The organism is Flavobacterium salmonis (genome assembly GCF_903819435.1).
GTDB lineage: Bacteria > Bacteroidota > Bacteroidia > Flavobacteriales > Flavobacteriaceae > Flavobacterium > Flavobacterium chungangense.
In genome coordinates this window covers 1-18,132 of record NZ_CAIJDP010000063.1, presented here as the reverse complement: position 1 = coordinate 18,132, position 18,132 = coordinate 1, and the positions used below count along the sequence as shown (strand labels likewise).

Genomic DNA, 18,132 nt, shown 5'->3' with positions numbered 1-18,132 from the left:
ACAAAAAGTGGTCACACAGGGCGCTACCGTAACCACCACCGATTATTTGGCAGGGTATCAGTATGAGAACAGCGCACTGAAATTCTTCCCGACCGCCGAAGGCTACGTAGAACCTGAAGCAAGTTCTTATAAATATATATTCCAGTACAAAGATCACTTGGGCAATGTACGTTTGAGCTATGACAAGACCCTTGCCATCAAGGAGGAAAGCAATTACTATTCTTTTGGACTCAAACAAGAAGGATACAATACTGTGAAAATTGGTGTAGAGAATAAGTATAAGTACAACGGCAAGGAACTGCAGGATGAGCTGGGGCTTAACTTTTACGACTATGGAGCACGTAATTATGACCCAGCTTTGGGACGTTGGATGAATGTTGACCCGCTGGCAGAAGTTTCTAGAAGATGGTCACCTTACAATTACTGCTATAATAATCCAGTAATAAATGTTGACCCAGATGGAATGAAACCTGAAAGTTCTCAAACAGCCAATGTTTATTATGATTGGGATGAAGGTGGTTATAGAACCCAAGATGGTAAGACTGCAACTGCAGAAGAAGCATTGGATGAATCTAATTGGAATCCATTAACTGCTGATATTTTTAATAGTTATGTTCAAAAAAAATATGGAGTATCTGATAATCAAATAGGAGATTTTGCTGGGAAACTATTTGAAAAGGCTTTTATAAGGTTTGGAGAGATGAATTTTGAAAAAGATGCTAATTTTGAAGGAGTTTCAGAGCGTTCTACACTTTCTATTCCCGATGCTTATGCGGATGGAGAACATTTTAATTATAAACAATTAATGTTTGTTCGTTATGAGAAATCTATTTGGTGGGAAGTCAAAGCGAGAAATAAAAATGTTACATTGGATAAACAAATTAAAGGTTTTATTGATGGTTTAGCTGATGAATTTAAGTACACCGCAACTAAAACAGGAGCTGCTTTTTTGGCAATTGTCACTACTAGCAATAGTCGTGTTACTCCAGATGTGTATGTTTACGCTAAAGCACGAGGTGTCGCAATTCAACATTGGCAAGCCCAATATAAAATGGATAACGGAACAATGCATGTTGATTTTGGATATAAAAATAGTCCAGCTACTCCACCCGTTTTTCAATTTAATTGGAATCCAGTAAAGTTATGAGTTGTATAAAACTAATAATATTAAACATACTAATTATGAGTATGAGTTTAAAATCGTATTCGCAAAAATTTGAAATTGTTAGTTCAAATTTTGCTAGAAACTTAATGTCAAAATCGGAGCCAAAGCTTATTAAAAATTTGGAGAGAAATAATTGTCCTGTTTATAAGTTGGAAGGCAATCAATTCTTGGTTTATTCATCAATAAGTAAATTCAGTATTCTATTTAAAGACATTAAAGATTTAAAAGAAATAGAAACTGTTAAAAGATTTTCAATTGATTTAGAAACTGAAGATATTAGAGAAAGTGAGCAAGAACGGATATTAAACATGACAAAATCTGCAAATGATTATGCTAAAGATTTAGAAAAAAAATTTAATATTAATTTGGATTTGAAAAACTTATCAAATATTGATATTCTTGATGAAAAAATTAAGGAATTTGGAGTTGAAAATCTTTCTGAAAAAGAAATATTCGCTATTAGTATTTATTTAGATGAGTTCTTTAGGAATAATACGGAAACATATTGGGCAATTGAGAAAGTTTTTACACTAAATACTTACTGGATTCCTTTTCTTAAAAGTAAGAATGATAACAAGGAATATAGTTTCTATAGAACATTATTTAAATCATATATTGATAATGAAAGTGGCTATCTCAATCTTAAATTAAACTATCTTTTAGAGCTCGCTAAATACAAAAACATCCCAGTCTTATCACAAGAACATATTGATTTTATAAAATCATTTCAAACAACAAATTAGACTTGAACATAGAAAAGCCATTCCACATCGGAGTGGCTTTTGTCTTTTATAACTACAATTATAGCTATTTTAAATGTACCAAAAAGCTAAATTATGTACCCAGATTAGCCTGTTTCCGCTGGGAAGGCCTATAAAAAATGCAAATTAGGATTCAAGCTCCCACCTCCTCCCTGTTTCGGCTATTTCAAAACTAAATTCCTCGATTTAGTTCCTCAAATTACCTCCCTGTGATAGGGCTTGTGTACCTATTTCAGTCAACACCATTGATAAGGTAAATGAAAATAGTATTAATTTTTGAAGTTCCACCGACCATTGTCTCATTTTGGAACACCTATTTTCATACAAAAAAAAATATTTTTCAAAAAAAAGTGCCATAAAGCTACACTTTTGAAAGTTTGTTAGTATTTATTATAAAGATGCTTGACTAATCTCCTTGTATGGAGTTCCTGTATCTGCCAATAACGAAATACTAACCAACTAACAGAATGAAATATGAAAATATAAAAACATTTATAAAAAGTACAAAATCAAGTAAAAGTACTATTTACAGATTCTACAAAAAGAATGAAGAACTATTTGCTGAAACCAACCTAAGAAACGGAAAAAGAATGTTCCCTGCTGACCATGCGAGATATTTTGACAGTGAAATCATGTTTGATGAAAATAAAGCTCTGAGACAAGAAAATCAATCGATGAGAAACCTCATAGACTGTCTGGCTGATAAACAGAGCCTGCAACATACCTTCTGGCAGATGGACTGGAGTTTTTTCTTTACGATAGCGTACAAAACAGACCGCAATAAGACAAGCTGTTTTAAGCAGATGCACGGACTTTATGATTATCTGAGCCAAAAATACGGAGCATCAACAGAAATCCGACTGTTCTTTACAACTGAACCGTTCCCAAACCGAAAAGGCTGTCACAATCATTTTGTCATCCACATAGAAGATAAGAATCTTCATGAGCAGATTGTAACGGAGATTCAGGACTACTTCAACTACGACAGAACCGATGTAAGTGTTTATGACCGATACAAAGCTGGATTGTTCTACATGTCCAAAGAAGGTCTTAGCGGAGAAGATTGGGATTTTATCAGCAACGGCACAAATACTACAGACTATGAGAATTAAGCTTAAACTTTCTCAGCTCAAAGAGGTATTGCAGTCACAACCGCTCAAACTGCCAATCAGTTTTAAAAGGGAAAATTTTTCCGACAAAGAGTTTTCAGAATTTACACGATTAATACAACCCGACCGCTCGGATATGCGCAACGATAGAACAGAAATGTTTTCTCTGTCCGACCGCTCGGATATATCAACGCAACGATAGCGCGGTTTTGCAAACCGTGCCCGCGAAGAGTCTCTATAAAGTATATAAAAGTAAAACCTCGCAATTTGCGAGGTTTTACTTTTATATCAAACTTATTTTAGTATACTTTATAAAATGGTTAACTGTTGTGCCAACACCCTGCTCTCTATAGTGTTCTAATGAGAATCCCCTTTAAAAATGAACTGCCCAAAAATAGTGTCGATTATTTACTGATTAGCTTTTCAAGCCTCGCCATCATTTCATCCTTCTCTTTCAGCATACGCTCATATAACGCAATTTTTTCTTCGTGAAGTTTTTTTAATTCGTCCAATGGATTGATGTTAAATACAGGCTTAGCGTTACCTATGTAAGCCTCTTTTTCAATATTAAACGTATTCGAAATAATATTTACCGCCTGTTCCTCATCAAAATTCTGAAAAGCTTCCACAGGAATTTTCAATACAGAAGAGATCTGTTTAAGCAGGTTGTCTTCAATAACATCTTTCTGCTCCAGCATAGAAATTTTCTTTTGGTTCCAGTCTTCACCCAGATCATAAGCCAATGCTTCCTGCTTTATGTTAAGCATTTCTCTAAAACGTTTTACGTTTCTTCCCTGATGAATTTTCTGTTCCATAATGAGTGTTAGTTTTCTGAAGGCTCAAAGATAAAGCCATCTGCATTAAAAAGTCTGAATTTCAAAGATAAAAAAATATCTGTAAAATATCCCTTTGTCAGATCGTATATCCAAATCCGGAATAGTTTATCCTTTTGAAAGAGTAGAACTTCACTTGTGAATTTTAAATCTTCCCCCTTCGAAAAAGAATAAGATATACTTTAAAACTAATTTTTGGGCAACCTATGAAACAGAAAATCTTCGGCTTCTTTTCTGAAAAAATCCAATAGAAATTATTTCCCTCTCCGAAGTGTTCCTTTCTAATGCTGTGCAATCCCGAAAGCTTTCGGGACCTGCTTTGCACTTACTATTCATCTCTTCATGAGAAAATAAAACCCGTTGGCGGAGAAGTTTTCAACAACCTAGTTCCGAAGAGTTCCTTATGAAAAGCCGCGTTAGAAAAGAACACTTCGGAGAGTTGGGAATTCATGATTTTAATTTCATTGCTGTTTATTGTTTTTTCAACCTTTTAAAATCCTCGATATATAAACCTTTGGCAGTATTTGTAGGGTTGAATGCAGCAAGATTGCCAATCGACAAAGAAGGATTGGTGGTTTTTGCTGTAGTTCGCATGGTTTGGCCTGTAATTAATTCGAGAGCTTTCTTCAAAGAAGGATCTTTTTCGTTTCCAAATTCAACCAGATTTAAGAAAATACTATAAGGATTGATTTCGTAATCAGGTGTAATTTTCGCTGGATTTGCGTCTTTATCTTTGTTATAATATGAAAAGGTAATGGGTTGCAATTGCCATTTGTGTTTAGTACTTCGATTGGCATACGAGATATAATTATAAGCAGGAGAATCGTATAGTGTGTTGGATCCTACAAATTTACCAACAGTTTCTTCGCCTATTGTGACTACGTTAATGTATTTTTTTAGACATTGTATAGTGAGTTCACTGGCAGAAGCAGTTTGAAAACTTACCAGCACATATATTTTGGTCAAAGCAAGGCTGTTTATACTTTCTTCTCTCTGAAAAGTGGGTTCGTTATCAACCAGGTTAAAAATGTTTACTTTTTCGGAAAGATTTTCATAGCCGTCTTCACTATTGTGCTTATTATTGAAGTCTAAGTAAATATAGGGTTTATTGGTAAAACTGCCATTAATCATTTGCGCCAGAGCAACTGCAGTTTCTAATGAACCGCCTCCATTGTATCTTAAATCTAAAACCAATTCGTTAATTCCATCCGATTTCATTTTAGCGAAAGCCGCGTTGAGTTCGTCATTATAATCGGATTTAAAAGCATTAAAAACCAGATAACCAATGTTCTTTGCTCCATATACTTTCTTTTCGTAATAAGCAACAGGGTTTTCGTCAATTTCGGCTTTTGTTACAGTCAGAGTTCCTGCTTTGTCTGTGGTTACCATACTACTGCTTGTAATTTGCACACTTGCTGCCAGAGTAATGGTGAATTGTGTGTTTTCTAGTTGGGCATAATTACTTGCAGTAAGCTGGCTTCCATTTATTTTTGTAATAACGTCACCTCTTTTCAATCCCGCCAAAGCTGCTGGTGAGCCAGGTACAGTGTAGTTAATTAAAGCTACCATATTTGTATTGGATGCGTCTTTAGGATAAATTCCATAGCTAAAACCACCTTGTTTTTCGACTTCTGCGATTTTTGAAACCTGTACTATTTCATTACTGTTTTCAATCCAGGAAAATCTATCGACAGTTCCTCTTTGATATAGAAGTGAATAAAAAAGCGCATCGGGAGTTTTTCCGTTAATAAAATTGTTATATGATGCGGTAGAAGCGATTTTGCTGTCGGACAAATTGGCAACGTTGGGTTGCCAGTAGTACCAGGAATTCATAGCTTTCCAGACAAAGTTGTTAATCTCGTCTGGCTGGGTAGTTGTAGTTTCATTAGAATCAGAATCCTTGCTGCAAGCTGTAAAGGTCAATCCTACAAGTAATGTTGTAACAATATATTTTAATTTCATTATTTTTTTCAATCGTTTAATTTAAGTTAAATTTGTGGGTATAAAAACGCTAAAAGTATGAAAAATAGTATTCCAAAAGCCGTCTTTTTATTATTTTATTTCGGAGTTTTTTTTCTTTTTTCCTGCTCCGGACAACTTTTAGAGATTAAAAACCAAACGTATAAAAGTTATAACAGGAATAATGAGAGAGGATATGTAGTTAGTTTTAAATTAAATGACGCTGCCGTTGTTCCTAAATCGGTAGTAATTAATGGTATTGTTCAGAATATATCCAAAGAAAACAAAATTGGAGATACTTACCAGGTAAATGTGATTGCACAAACTACCCTAATTCATAATTACGAAGTAAAATTAGATAAAAAAGAAAATGGAATTTATTTTGAGAAAAATTCCAATATATTTTTTCAACCTGTAAAATTCAAATTAATCACTGAGTAATTGAAAAAGCAGATCATCTAATAGTAAATGTTTTAGACAATAAATGGTTTATTCGTTATAATCAATACTAATTAAATAAAAAATGAAACAAAAAAAAATCTTTCTTATTCTATTTATAGCAGCACTTTTTAATTTTAGCTATTCGCAAAATTTTGAAAAGAAAAAAATAGGTGTAATTTTTAATATAAATGGTCCGTACAGAATAACCAGACAAGCAATGTCTAATACGATTGAAAAATCAAACGTAGACAAAAAGGATATGTTTTATGGTGCTTATAAGTTTTTAGAGACAGGAAAAGGGAACCCAACGGAAAGAATAATTAACGCATATTTAAAAAATTTAGCTTCATTTAATGTTGAAATTATTCAAATAAAAGATACAATTATTAGTGGAGGAAATTACCCAAATTATGTTTACGAAAAACAAGAATATACAAGCGATTATTTGAAAAATACAAAAACAAAATACAATTTAGACTATTTGCTTGTTGTTAATGGCCAATTTGGAATTGAATTTGAAAAAGCAGGATATATTAATGGAGATAAAAGAACAAATATATTTTTAAGGAATGATTTTATAAATTTAGAAACAAATGAAGAAGTTTCAAATTTTAATGTTGGGAATATTAGCAATATTAAAAAGAAAAATATACTTAGTCCTCCAAATTTTCCAAATATTGAAGAAAGTATGAATAACCTTTTAAATGACAAAGTGTTACCAGAAATTGAACGTAAAATTAAACGAAAAATAGTTATTTAAAGCAGAGATAATATAATTAAAGTAAACAAAAAGGCTGTCCTTACTTTTCGGACAGCCTCTTTTATAACTTATAGTTTTGACAATATTAGTTTAATATTGTTCAGGACAAGTTCCGGCTCTTCAAGTTGAATAAAATGTCCGGATTTTATTGTCGTGATATGTTTAAAATTAGTAATTCCTTCCTTAAGTGATTCCTTAGAGTCGTACCATAATTTTCTATCGGCTGCGTCATGTTCCGCATCTGTTTTCATACTTGTTATGGCCATAACCGGAACGTCAGGCAAATTAGGCAGCGTCGCTGTATATTTAAAATCTTCAATTAATTGCAGTGTTTCTAAAGCTATGCCTGAATTTGCACCATTAGCCATTTTATAATTGTTGTAATAGGTGTTTATCTGTTCTTGTGAATAATGATTGTATTTTTCGTGAGAAGCATCAACAAACACTAATCCTGCAACTTTTTCAGGATTTTTTATGGCATAATCTCTAATAATCAAACCTCCTAATGAATGTCCTACGAGTACCACTTTTCTGCCATTTGCAAATTGATTTATCACAGTTTCAAGTTCACTTCTTAATGTATTAATATCCCTTGGCTCAGTATTAAAACCTGATTTTCCATAGCCGGCTCTATCGTATAATAAAACATCAGAATCCAGAAAATTAGCTATTGTTATAATTTCTGAGGATTTTCCGGTGCTGTACCAGGAGGTATGATCATTGCCGAGACCTGATTCGAAAACAACCAAATAGTTTGATTTTTTTGATACTGTATATGCCATTAGTTTATGGGTTCCTAAGTCTACAGCAATTCCCGGATATTCTGCTTTACGATCATTATTATCGTCTGAGCATGAAATACAACAGAGGACAGAAAAAGTAATTATGAAAATAGATTTTAATCTAAATTTAATGATTTTGTTTAGCTTTAATTTTCGTGTTTCTTTTTTAAAGTTCATAGTAGTATTTTATTTTTTTTAAATAAATCTGATACAAATATTAGTATCATTTACCACTTAAAAGTTCTGATTTATCAATCAGGACTACTTTTAAAATAAACTATAATCTACAAATTCATAATTGGTCAAAAATTAAAAAAACTTAGAGAATTTGTGCTAAAGCGACGTTTGCTTTTTTAAATTCTGATGGAGTTTGATTGGTGTTTTTCTTAAAAGTTGTATAAAAAACTGTTTTAGAATTGAAACCCACTTCAAAAGCAATTCCTATTAAATTCAAATGCTGCATTTTTGGATCCTGAATTAATTTTTTAGCTTCTTCGATCCGGTAACGATTAATAAATTGGTAAAAATTTTCGTTAAAACCTTTATTAATAATGTACGAAAGTTGATGAGATGAAATATCCAGTTGTGAAGCCAATTTGAATAAACTCAATTCAGGGTTCAAAAAAGGCTTTTGATTGTTCATTACCTCAATTAAAACTGATTTCATTTCCTGTAAACTGATATCAGAAATTAGTTTTTTCTCATTGCTCTCTACATTGAAATTCTCCCGTATAATTACATCCATTTCTTTTTTTTCTTGTTGATTAAGACTTGGAATTTCTTTTTGTTTTAAAGAATAATAAGCAATAAAAAAAACGCCTATCAGATAAAAAAGACTGGCAAAAAGATCGAATGAACTATTGGTTTTTGCCAATTTAAAGAAATTGTCCATTAACCAAAGACCTGTTATAATGAGCACACAAACTACTACTTTTTGTAGCCATGCTAAGTTAATTGCAGATACATTTGAAGTGTACAAAAATAAATTCTTTTGATAGAAAGTAATTTCTCTGTAAGCTGCAATGCAGTAGAGAATGACCTGTAGACAAAAAATTAAATTAAAAACAGTTATAATTAAAACAGCATTCTTTTTATCGGTAGCAGTTGGAGCAGGCACATCAACCAATAGTGAAAGTAAAAGCAAGAGAAAAATTATAAAAGCAAAGGCAAAATGAAAATTATCTTTGATTCGCCATTTTCTATTAGGTTGAATAAAATAAATTACACTAAAATAAAAAACAGGAGCAACTATAAAATCTGTTAAGCCAAGAAAATCATTTATGAGCATTCTTGTTTTCATAAACTCAGTTTTCTCTAATAAATCATTAAACTGAATCAGGAAAATACACAGAATAAAAAAGCCAAACCATCGATTAACCCGACTGTTTAGCTGATTAATATTTGCAAAGATTAAAAATGCCAGTAATAAAGTCGTTCCTGCAACAAAAAAGCTGAATAGTTGATCCATTAAAAGCCAATTTTTTAAGCGTGTATGTAAGTTTAAGTATTTTGAAAATGATAAAAATACTAAATATTTGCAGTACTGTTTTTTATTTTCTCATGAACATAGGAATAGGCAGCGCAAAGTCAGTCCCGAAAGCTTTCGGGATTGCGCAGTGTTAGAAAGGAATACTTTAGAGAGCAGGCTAATTTATTGAAAAGCAAATTGTAGTTTAACTCTATTATAGATATTAAACTTCCAATGAAGAGGCATCAGTTAAATTTGCTTTCAATTCTTCAGGTAAATAAGGTCTTCCTCCGGTTGCAGGAATACAAGTTCCTGTAAATACTGCTGAGGCCATTATTTTTCCATTTTTTAGTATTGATTGTTTAAAATGCAGTCTTGGTAATCCCTGAGCATCTGTATAAACAGTACAGGTCACATCAAAATTATCGTCTTTTTTGAGGGAGCGTATAAATTTGATTTTATACTCTGATAAAACCATAAATACACCATTTTCTGCCTGTTGAACGAAATCAAAACCTAGAATTTCCCTAATATAATCATGGCGGCATTCCTCCATATAAAATGGGTAATATAAGCCATCCATAATACCTTGTACATCTATATGTTTGTCTACAACAGTGTAATTTTTTGAGTATTCCATAGTATTGATTATCGAGTTTTAATTTTTATAAAAAACGCAAATATTTTGGCATTATTGCGGTCTAAATTCCCGATTGCTTGTATATGCGCAACGATAGCTTGGAAATTCTTTTCGTTCAATAAACTATTTCAAAAGTCTTGTCTTCCGATAATGGTAATAATCTCTACCCGTTTATCTCCGTTAATTTGGTAGTAAATAGTATCAACACCACAAACACAATAACGATATCCTTTTTTAATATGATCTGCAGATGGAAATAAAAAAGGATTTTCCTCTATTTTTTCAAAACAATCATAAAACATATTAAAATAGCTGTCAGCCTGATTAATACCAAACTTATTAACACCATAATAATAGATTCTTTTTAAATCTTCTTTGGCTTCACTACTTAAATAGTAGCTATACATTAGGCAGATCTTTTTTAAATTCGGCTAACATTTCTTCTCTGGTTTGTTTTTTTGCAAATCCGCTTTTTTCTCCCTTATCTATTTTAGCTCTCACAAACTCAAAGTATTCTTCTTGTGAACGAGCCTGCTTAATCAAATAGTTAATAGCTTCACTTTTACTGCTAAACTCTTCTGTATGAACCTGATTTTTCAACCACTCATCATTCGGGGCAGTTAAGGATATACTTTGACGTGTCATAAATAATACAAATTTTAGATTGGTGTAAATTTACACCAAAACTTTGAAATTAAAAATAGATTAGTATGAAATAGTTTTTAATTGTTGATTTACAACCTACTGCTGTTCGAAGTCTCCCGACTTCGTACCCGTTCCAACATTCTATAATGTGATGCTATTACTTTTACAGACTTCTCTTTGTTTATTCTCTATGCGGGTGCGAAGTCAGAAGACGTTCGCACAGCTTTTCATAAGAACTCTTCGGGAAGCGGGATAATTTTCTTACTCAAAAAGGTTTTGGGATTGATTCAAAAAAATACTGTAAACGAAAGTTCACAAAACAAAAAAAGCTCCAGATTTCTCTGAAGCTTTACTGAGTAGTGGTTTTTTTATTAGATTAACTAAGTGAATTTATTACCCATATACCCCAAAAAGTCATCACCTCTAATGTGAAATCAACTTGTCCTTATAGTTTCTTTTTTGACTCTTTTTGGTCTGAATAATATTTTAAAATTGGTATTAAAACAGTTTCCTTTTTAAAATTTAATTTAAAAAGGAAACTGTTATTATTGAGCATTGACAATACTAGTCAGCAATTGCAATCCAGGTAACAAAGTAATTTGATGCAGCATTTTTACTATTTATTGTAAACGATTCCAAAGAAATTGAAGTTATCGTTTCAACAGAACCCACCGGTCCGGGACCATTTTTCCAAAAAGGGGAGACTACAATTTCCGGCATAGTAACAAAAGGGCTTTCGAAAGTAATAACTAAAGGTCCTTCTGCTGTTTTGTTGACCAATCCTGTTTTAATAATTTGTGCCATTTTTTTTATGTTTTATTACTTACTCATAAGACTTTTCAGTTTCCGCCTTCGCTTTTTACTGTGCGAAACAGTTCGTTTTTTAAAGTGGGTTCTGCTCCACTGTTTTTAATTTATTGTTTCCTCGAAAACATCCCAATAAACAAAGTTTTATAAATCATGTAAACACATTTAGGTTATGTTATTGAGAAAATTAATTAGAAACGAATGTTGAAAATAAATTGCACTAGCTTTCTTTTTGTTTTCTATTCTAAAATTACAACAGAAGTAAAATCTAGAATAAAAAAATGACATAAGACGGGAATTTACACCCATGAGAGAGTTAGAAATTATAACGAGGCTATTTTTCCACATAAAGCACTAGTAATTAAGATATAATTAAATAAACGCTATGCGATTTTGAATAAAATTAGAAACTGGAATAAAAAAATCATTTTAAATCATTCTGGATAACAAAAAAACATAGACCTACACAAACATGCCAGTAAAACAAACTAAATAGCCATAGCAAGTATTAACACAGAACTTCATCAATTACAAGGAAAAAGTCACATAGCGTGGCAAACATTTTGGGATTTAAAACAATTGGAATTATCAGTGTAATTAGTTTTTGATGATCAATTTTCGTCAGTTACTAGTGTTTTCGATAGAAAATTGTATTAATAACAGAAAAATTATCATTGAGTATAGTTCATTATACACTTTTGGTTCCGTTTTTCTGCACAAAAATACTCGAAATGAACGTTTTAATAATTTTCTTACTCCAAAGGTTTTGGGATTGATTCAAAAAAATACTGTAAACGAAAGTTCACAAAACAAAAAAAACTCCAGATTTCTCTGAAGCTTTACTTAGTAGCGGGTGAAATCGTTTTTTCGAACTTGATTAAGCAATAATAGCGTTTAAATTCTTTCCGTGCCCGTTCCTAATATTAATAAAAACTGATATAAAAGTATATAGTTAAAAACTGGATTTTATTAAATCTGTTAAGATATACTTTGCGGGCATGGATTACAAATCTGCGCGATTGGGATATATATGATTATTTAATAATCAAGTATTTTTACTAGATTAATATTTTTCATTATTTACTACTTTAGCGATTTAAATTTAACCATAAAAATGAAAAATAAAATTGTTCTCTTTAGAAATTTGCTAGAACGAAACAAAATATTTTTAGAAGTTTTAACAGCCGTTGTATTAACTAGTACAAGTATTTTTGTTTCTTTCCAAGCTAATAATATTGCTAATCAAGCTAATATTATATCTAATACCCAAACAGGTATTATGAAAATGGAAAATACACCAAGTTTAGAGATTAGAAAGATACAAACAGTCAATGATTCTTCAGGAATAGAGAATGTTAGTAAATGGACTGTATTAAATAATAATAGTAGTATATCAAATTTTGAAATTGAAAAACAATACGCATATTTAAATATTGTTAAAAGAGAAAATAGTGCTGAAATAAATATTCCGTTAATGGAATACGTTGATATTGAAGGAAGATCAACAGGACAAAATGAAGGTTTAATATATGAATTTGATAATAAAAATTGCAGTAAAAATGAACTACTGACAAGACAATTAATTTGGGATTATGGATATACTCAAATAAAAAGTTACATTGAAATATCATATACAAATGTACTGACCAAAAAAGAAACTAAATATTATCAAATTACACCCTTAATTCAAGAAATTTCAGAAAAGGAATGGGCTTCGATTAAGAAAGATTGGAGTAGTAAAAGTAAAAGTGTAATGCATTTACAGGATATACAAAAAAATGTCCAAAAAATAAAAAAAATATTTTGAGTAACAAAAACAGTATTTAATGAGGCTGTCCGAAAAGTATGGACTGCCTCTTTTTTATACTAAAATATTTCGACTCCTATTGGAGACGAATTTCATTTATGCAATTCTCAGAGGCTAGCTTCGACTTTTCGGACAGCCTCATATATCTTTTATAAATAACTATTTACCAATCAATTTCTCAAGCCTAACCATCATTTCATCCTTCTCTTTCAACATACGCTCATATAAAGCAATCTTTTCATCATATAATTGAACAATTTTATCAATTGGATTAAATGTACAGTTTGGGTTAACTGCATTTAATGTTGATGTATCATTACTTGTAAAAGTATTAGAAATAATATTTATCGCTTGCTCCTCATCAAAATTCTGAAAAGCTTCAACAGGAATTTTCAATACAGCAGAGATTTGTTTCAACAGATTGTCTTCAATTACATCTTTTTGCTCCAGCATAGAAATTTTCTTTTGGTTCCAGTCTTCACCCAGATCATAAGCCAATGCTTCCTGCTTGATGTTAAGCATTTCTCTAAAACGTTTTACGTTTCTTCCCTGATGAATTTTCTGTTCCATAAATGAGTGTTAGTTTTCCAGAGGCTCAAAGATAAAGCCATCTGCATTAAAAAGTCTGAATTTCAAAGATAAAAAAATATCTGTAAAATATCCCTTTGTCAGATAGTATATCCAAATCCGGAATAGTTTATCCTTTTGAAAGAGTAGAACTTCGCTTGTAAATTTTAAATTTTCCCGCCATGAAAAAGAATAAGATATACTTTGACACTAATTTTTGGGCAGCCTATGAAGCAGAAAATCCACTTGAGGCTCTTTACTCTTTTTTTGACTTTGCCCAACTCGATTACTACAAGCAGATGTTGAGTGATGTGGTCATGCATTGCCACAGGAGCAAGATATACAAACAAGACAATCCATGCGAAATTTTTGTTTTCTACACTGCTGTATGCTCTTTTATCAAAGTGTGTTATTGCTTAAACAGAAAAAGCAGAAAATGGAAAGTGAAAAGTTCGGGCGATTATCAGTCCATAACGCAGCTGGCTTCTCTCAGTAAAGAAGAATACGCGAATCCTTTTTTGGTATTCCAAAGCGCATTTGAAGAGAAAACTCCCGAAGAGTTTACTTTTTTTCTCTACGAAATCGTCCAGATCTCATTGTCTCCCCATACAGAAGAGCTTGATTATGATCTCGTAACGTGCTATATCCATTTAATCAGAATGCTCGATGCCGGGCAGATTATGGGCGAAAGAGGCATTGAAAAGATTGAAAAAGAAGAAGAAATTATCCCTGTAAACGAATAAAATATCCTCTGGTTAACTTCAAAACACGATATTATGAAAACTTCAGAAAGGGTACGTTTTTTATCTATTCTTCAAAGCTTCGGCATTTTTATTCTTTAGGAGTCTTTTTTTGTGGTTACAAAGTAAATAGATGTATTTTATCTAAAATTAAATTTCCATGGGGTCAATAATTACCTTGTAAACATTGGTGATTAACATTTTTGTGTAAATAAAAAGCTACATGTTATTTTTGAAAAATGTATTTCGACGTTTATTCAAGTAGATTACCGACTAACATAGTTATTATTTTAAGGTTTATTTAGTTTTGTCCAACTCAAACTACTGATTATTAAACTAAAAACTATTCTTAGAACCTATTTTAATTTTATGATACTTGTATAATTAAGCCTCAATCGCTTTCACAAAAATATAATTTGTATGCGAGTAGTGCTTTATTCTTCCTTTCAAAAAGCTATCCTTTTCTAAAAAATTATTTTGGATTTTAATTCCCTTGCCAAACCATAAACGCCTATGTATAATTTTACTTTCAAAGTGCTTAATTACTTTAAATTGACTTTTTTTAATGTGTTTCTTATTTTTTACAAAAAAAATGCATTGTCTTTTTGTAACGACAGAATAGTAAACATCAATTTGACAGAAAAATTAAAATCAGTTTTAATTTCAAAAACAACCCTAATTGCTATACTATTATGTTTTGTTGTTTCGGCAAAAGCCCAAACAGGTCCTTCGGATGATTTTGACGGAGATGGTATCGTAAATTCCCAGGATTTGGATGATGATAATGATGGAATTTTGGATACTGATGAGTGTAATAATTTAATTTTATCGGGGAGTTTTGAAAATGTTACTACACCGCTTGATGGAAATAATGTAGGTGCAAATATTGCGCCATGGGTTCTGGGTACAGGTAATCAGGCAAATGTAGTTCGGGTTGATGGACCGGGACCCTATACTTATCCAAGTGGATTTGGACCACAAAGTAGTGCAGATCCTGGCTTAGCAAATGTTAATACGTATCAACGATATTTGGATATAGCAAATGGTGCAAATGATTTTTATCAAACTTTTACAATTACAGGAACAGGAAATACGATATTAACGTTTAGTGGTTTTTTCTCTTCAAGGAACAGGGCGTTTGGAGACTCTAATCCGGCTACAGGTGTAGGATCTATAAGAATTGTAGATGGAACCGGAATCGGTGGGACCGTAAGAGCTACAACTGGAAATATTTCAGTTACAAATAATACTAGCTGGACTTTTATTGAAGGCGTAGTGAGTTTGCCTGCTGGTACTTATTCGTATGTTGTATCAATGGATAATGCTATAAATTTTGATAATGCCAGTTTAACGGGCATGTGTGATACTGATCTTGATACTATTCCAAATAAATTTGATTTAGATTCTGATAACGACGGCTGTTCAGATGCTAACGAGTATTATCATTTAGCTTCTGCCGATGGTAATGATGGAGGTGTTTATGGTGTAGGAACTCCAACGGTTAACAGTACAGGGCTTGTAACCGGACCGGTTGCGGCCACTTATTCAGGAAATTATGCAAATGCAACTGTTGGTGGTGGTGTTTCAAGTGTTTTAAATTCTGCAACACCTGCAGATCAATCTGTACTTGCAGGCGGAAATATAACATTTACAACCACTGTTACAACCTCAGGTTCCGGAACAACAGAGCATCAATGGCAAGTGAGCACAAATAATGGTACTACCTGGACTAACATTACTAATGGTGGTGTTTATTCAGGAGCAACAACTGGTACTTTGACTATTACGGCGGCTACTGCAGCAATGAATAGCTATAAATATAGAGATTTAGTTAAACAAAGTAATTTAGCTTGTGGTCCTACTTCCAGAGTGGCTAATTTGTGTGTTTTAACCACACCAACTTTAACTTCGCCAACTCCAATTTGTTCAGGGAGCGATGCCGTTTTCACGATTACAGGTACAGCAGGAAATGTAGTCACTTACACAGGAGCAGTTTCAGGTACAGCAACAATAGGTTCAGGAGGAACTGTAACTGTAACGACATTAGGAGTTTCACCTAATACTACTTTAAATTTAACTAATGTAAGCAATGGAACATGCAGTCTTGCAATATCCGTTACAAGGACTGTGGTTGTAAACAGCACTGCTGGAGCACCAAACAATACTACTACTACAACTGCTATCTGCGAAAACACGACCAAAGCCTTATCCGCTACTCCGGCTGGAGGAACGTGGTCAGTATTTTCAGGAGGGGGGAGCATTTCGGGTACGACTTATACCCCTGCAGACGTAGCAGCCGATACTCCGGTAACGGTTCGTTATACGATTGCCGCCAACGGATCATGTGCCGCTAGAAGTTCTGATGTAACATTCACTGTCAATGCATTTGCAGGCACAGCCAATAATACCACTACAACAACAGCAATTTGCGAGAATACCACCAAAGCCTTATCTGCAACACCGGCAGGCGGAAGCTGGTCAGTAGTTTCAGGAGGCGGAAGCATTTCAGGAACGACTTATACACCAGCAGACGTAGCAGCCGATACTCCGGTAACGGTTCGTTATACAGTTGCCGCCAACGGATCATGCGGGGCTACCACTTCAGATGTTACTTTTACGGTGAATGTATTTGCAGGCACAGCCAATAATACCACTACAACAACAGCAATTTGTGAGAATACCACCAAAGCCTTATCCGCAACACCGGCAGGAGGAAGCTGGTCGGTAGTTTCAGGAGGCGGAAGCATTTCAGGAACGACTTATACCCCAGCAGACGTAGCAGCCAATACTCCGGTAACGGTTCGTTATACAGTGGCTGCGAACGGATCATGCGGGGCTACCACTTCAGATGTAACATTTACTGTGAATGTATTTGCAGGCACAGCTAATAATACCACTACAACAACAGCAATTTGCGAGAATACCACCAAATCCTTATCCGCAACTCCGGCAGGAGGAAGCTGGTCGGTAGTTTCAGGAGGCGGAAGCATTTCAGGAACGACTTATACCCCGGCAGACGTAGCAGCCAATACTCCGGTAACGGTTCGTTATACAGTGGCTGCGAACGGATCATGTGCGGCTACCACTTCAGATGTTATATTTACTGTGAACCCTTTTGCAGGCACAGCCAATAATATTACCACAACAACAGCAATTTGTGAAAACACGACCAAAGCCTTGTCAGCTACACCTGCAGGCGGAACCTGGTCGGTAGTTTCAGGAGGCGGAAGCATTTCAGGAACGACTTATACCCCGGCAGACGTGGCAGCCGATACTCCGGTAACGGTTCGTTATACGGTTGCAGCGAACGGATCATGCGGGGCTACCACTTCAGATGTTACTTTTACGGTGAATGTATTTGCAGGCACAGCCAATAATACTACCACAACAACAGCAATTTGTGAAAACACGACCAAAGCCTTATCCGCTACGCCTGCAGGCGGAACCTGGTCGGTAGTTTCGGGAGGCGGAAGCATTTCAGGAACGACTTATACCCCGGCAGACGTAGCAGCCAATACTCCGGTAACGGTTCGTTATACAGTTGCCGCCAACGGATCATGCGGGGCTACCACTTCAGATGTTACTTTTACTGTGAATGTATTTGCAGGCACAGCCAGCAATACCACTTCAACAACAGCAATTTGTGAG

At 33.6% G+C, this 18,132-nt stretch carries 17 protein-coding genes; 8 read left to right on the top strand and 9 right to left on the bottom strand.

From position 1 onward, the window contains the following. The 3 genes from FLACHUCJ7_RS09045 to FLACHUCJ7_RS09035 form a co-directional block, all read left to right on the top strand. A partial coding sequence (locus FLACHUCJ7_RS09045) for an RHS repeat domain-containing protein (RefSeq protein WP_180908676.1) occupies positions 1-1,147 on the top strand: 1,147 nt, incomplete at its 5' end. 35 nt (positions 1,148-1,182) lie between these two features. After that, the gene (locus tag FLACHUCJ7_RS09040; protein ID WP_180908675.1) at positions 1,183-1,908 is read left to right on the top strand and encodes a hypothetical protein; all 726 of its coding nucleotides are present in this window, start codon (positions 1,183-1,185) and stop codon (positions 1,906-1,908) included. A 485-nt stretch (positions 1,909-2,393) separates the two neighbouring features. Further along, entirely contained in the window at positions 2,394-3,038 is a 645-nt protein-coding gene (locus FLACHUCJ7_RS09035; protein WP_180908674.1) for a hypothetical protein, read from the top strand. Positions 3,039-3,439: 401 nt separating this feature from the next. On the opposite strand, the gene FLACHUCJ7_RS09030 is transcribed toward FLACHUCJ7_RS09035, so the two are convergent. Together FLACHUCJ7_RS09030 and FLACHUCJ7_RS09025 are read right to left on the bottom strand one after the other, a co-directional pair. Then, on the bottom strand, positions 3,440-3,850 hold the full coding sequence (locus tag FLACHUCJ7_RS09030) for a helix-turn-helix domain-containing protein (RefSeq protein ID WP_180908673.1): 411 nt from the start codon (positions 3,848-3,850) through the stop codon (positions 3,440-3,442). 489 nt (positions 3,851-4,339) lie between these two features. Beyond that, entirely contained in the window at positions 4,340-5,830 is a 1,491-nt protein-coding gene (locus tag FLACHUCJ7_RS09025) for a S41 family peptidase (protein WP_180908672.1), read from the bottom strand. 57 nt (positions 5,831-5,887) lie between these two features. Between FLACHUCJ7_RS09025 and FLACHUCJ7_RS09020 the strand changes: the two genes are divergently transcribed. Beyond that, positions 5,888-6,268: a hypothetical protein gene (locus tag FLACHUCJ7_RS09020; RefSeq protein ID WP_180908671.1), complete on the top strand. Its 381-nt coding sequence runs from the start codon at positions 5,888-5,890 to the stop codon at positions 6,266-6,268. Between the two features lie 82 nt (positions 6,269-6,350). Then, positions 6,351-7,028 carry a hypothetical protein gene (locus tag FLACHUCJ7_RS09015; RefSeq protein ID WP_180908670.1) on the top strand — a complete coding sequence of 226 codons (678 nt, stop codon included), beginning with the start codon at positions 6,351-6,353 and terminating at the stop codon, positions 7,026-7,028. A 68-nt stretch (positions 7,029-7,096) separates the two neighbouring features. Here FLACHUCJ7_RS09015 and FLACHUCJ7_RS09010 read toward each other — a convergent pair whose 3' ends face one another. The 6 genes from FLACHUCJ7_RS09010 to FLACHUCJ7_RS08985 all read right to left on the bottom strand — a co-directional run bounded on the left by FLACHUCJ7_RS09010 (position 7,097) and on the right by FLACHUCJ7_RS08985 (position 11,367). Then, on the bottom strand, positions 7,097-7,987 hold the full coding sequence (locus FLACHUCJ7_RS09010; RefSeq protein ID WP_180908669.1) for an alpha/beta fold hydrolase: 891 nt from the start codon (positions 7,985-7,987) through the stop codon (positions 7,097-7,099). 142 nt (positions 7,988-8,129) lie between these two features. Continuing rightward, entirely contained in the window at positions 8,130-9,278 is a 1,149-nt protein-coding gene (locus FLACHUCJ7_RS09005; RefSeq protein WP_180908668.1) for a helix-turn-helix domain-containing protein, read from the bottom strand. Positions 9,279-9,501: 223 nt separating this feature from the next. After that, positions 9,502-9,918: an acyl-CoA thioesterase gene (locus FLACHUCJ7_RS09000; RefSeq protein ID WP_180908667.1), complete on the bottom strand. Its 417-nt coding sequence runs from the start codon at positions 9,916-9,918 to the stop codon at positions 9,502-9,504. A gap of 128 nt (positions 9,919-10,046) precedes the next feature. Beyond that, entirely contained in the window at positions 10,047-10,325 is a 279-nt protein-coding gene (locus FLACHUCJ7_RS08995; protein WP_180908666.1) for a type II toxin-antitoxin system RelE/ParE family toxin, read from the bottom strand. Beyond that, on the bottom strand, positions 10,318-10,563 hold the full coding sequence (locus FLACHUCJ7_RS08990) for a ribbon-helix-helix domain-containing protein (protein ID WP_180908665.1): 246 nt from the start codon (positions 10,561-10,563) through the stop codon (positions 10,318-10,320). The genes FLACHUCJ7_RS08995 and FLACHUCJ7_RS08990 overlap by 8 nt, the downstream gene beginning before the upstream one ends. A 564-nt stretch (positions 10,564-11,127) precedes the next feature. Then, on the bottom strand, positions 11,128-11,367 hold the full coding sequence (locus FLACHUCJ7_RS08985) for a hypothetical protein (protein ID WP_180908664.1): 240 nt from the start codon (positions 11,365-11,367) through the stop codon (positions 11,128-11,130). 1,117 nt (positions 11,368-12,484) lie between these two features. On the opposite strand from FLACHUCJ7_RS08985, the gene FLACHUCJ7_RS08980 reads away from it, so the two are divergent. Continuing rightward, positions 12,485-13,177, top strand: a complete 693-nt coding sequence (locus FLACHUCJ7_RS08980) for a hypothetical protein (RefSeq protein ID WP_180908663.1) — start codon at positions 12,485-12,487, stop codon at positions 13,175-13,177. A gap of 159 nt (positions 13,178-13,336) precedes the next feature. Here FLACHUCJ7_RS08980 and FLACHUCJ7_RS08975 read toward each other — a convergent pair whose 3' ends face one another. Beyond that, the gene (locus FLACHUCJ7_RS08975; RefSeq protein WP_180908662.1) at positions 13,337-13,747 is read right to left on the bottom strand and encodes a helix-turn-helix domain-containing protein; all 411 of its coding nucleotides are present in this window, start codon (positions 13,745-13,747) and stop codon (positions 13,337-13,339) included. 179 nt (positions 13,748-13,926) lie between these two features. Between FLACHUCJ7_RS08975 and FLACHUCJ7_RS08970 the strand changes: the two genes are divergently transcribed. Together FLACHUCJ7_RS08970 and FLACHUCJ7_RS08965 are read left to right on the top strand one after the other, a co-directional pair. After that, complete coding sequence (locus tag FLACHUCJ7_RS08970) at positions 13,927-14,487, top strand: hypothetical protein (protein ID WP_180908661.1); 561 nt, start codon at positions 13,927-13,929, stop codon at positions 14,485-14,487. Positions 14,488-15,081: 594 nt separating this feature from the next. Beyond that, on the top strand, positions 15,082-18,132 hold a 3,051-nt coding region (locus tag FLACHUCJ7_RS08965), incomplete at its 3' end, for a beta strand repeat-containing protein (protein WP_394367948.1).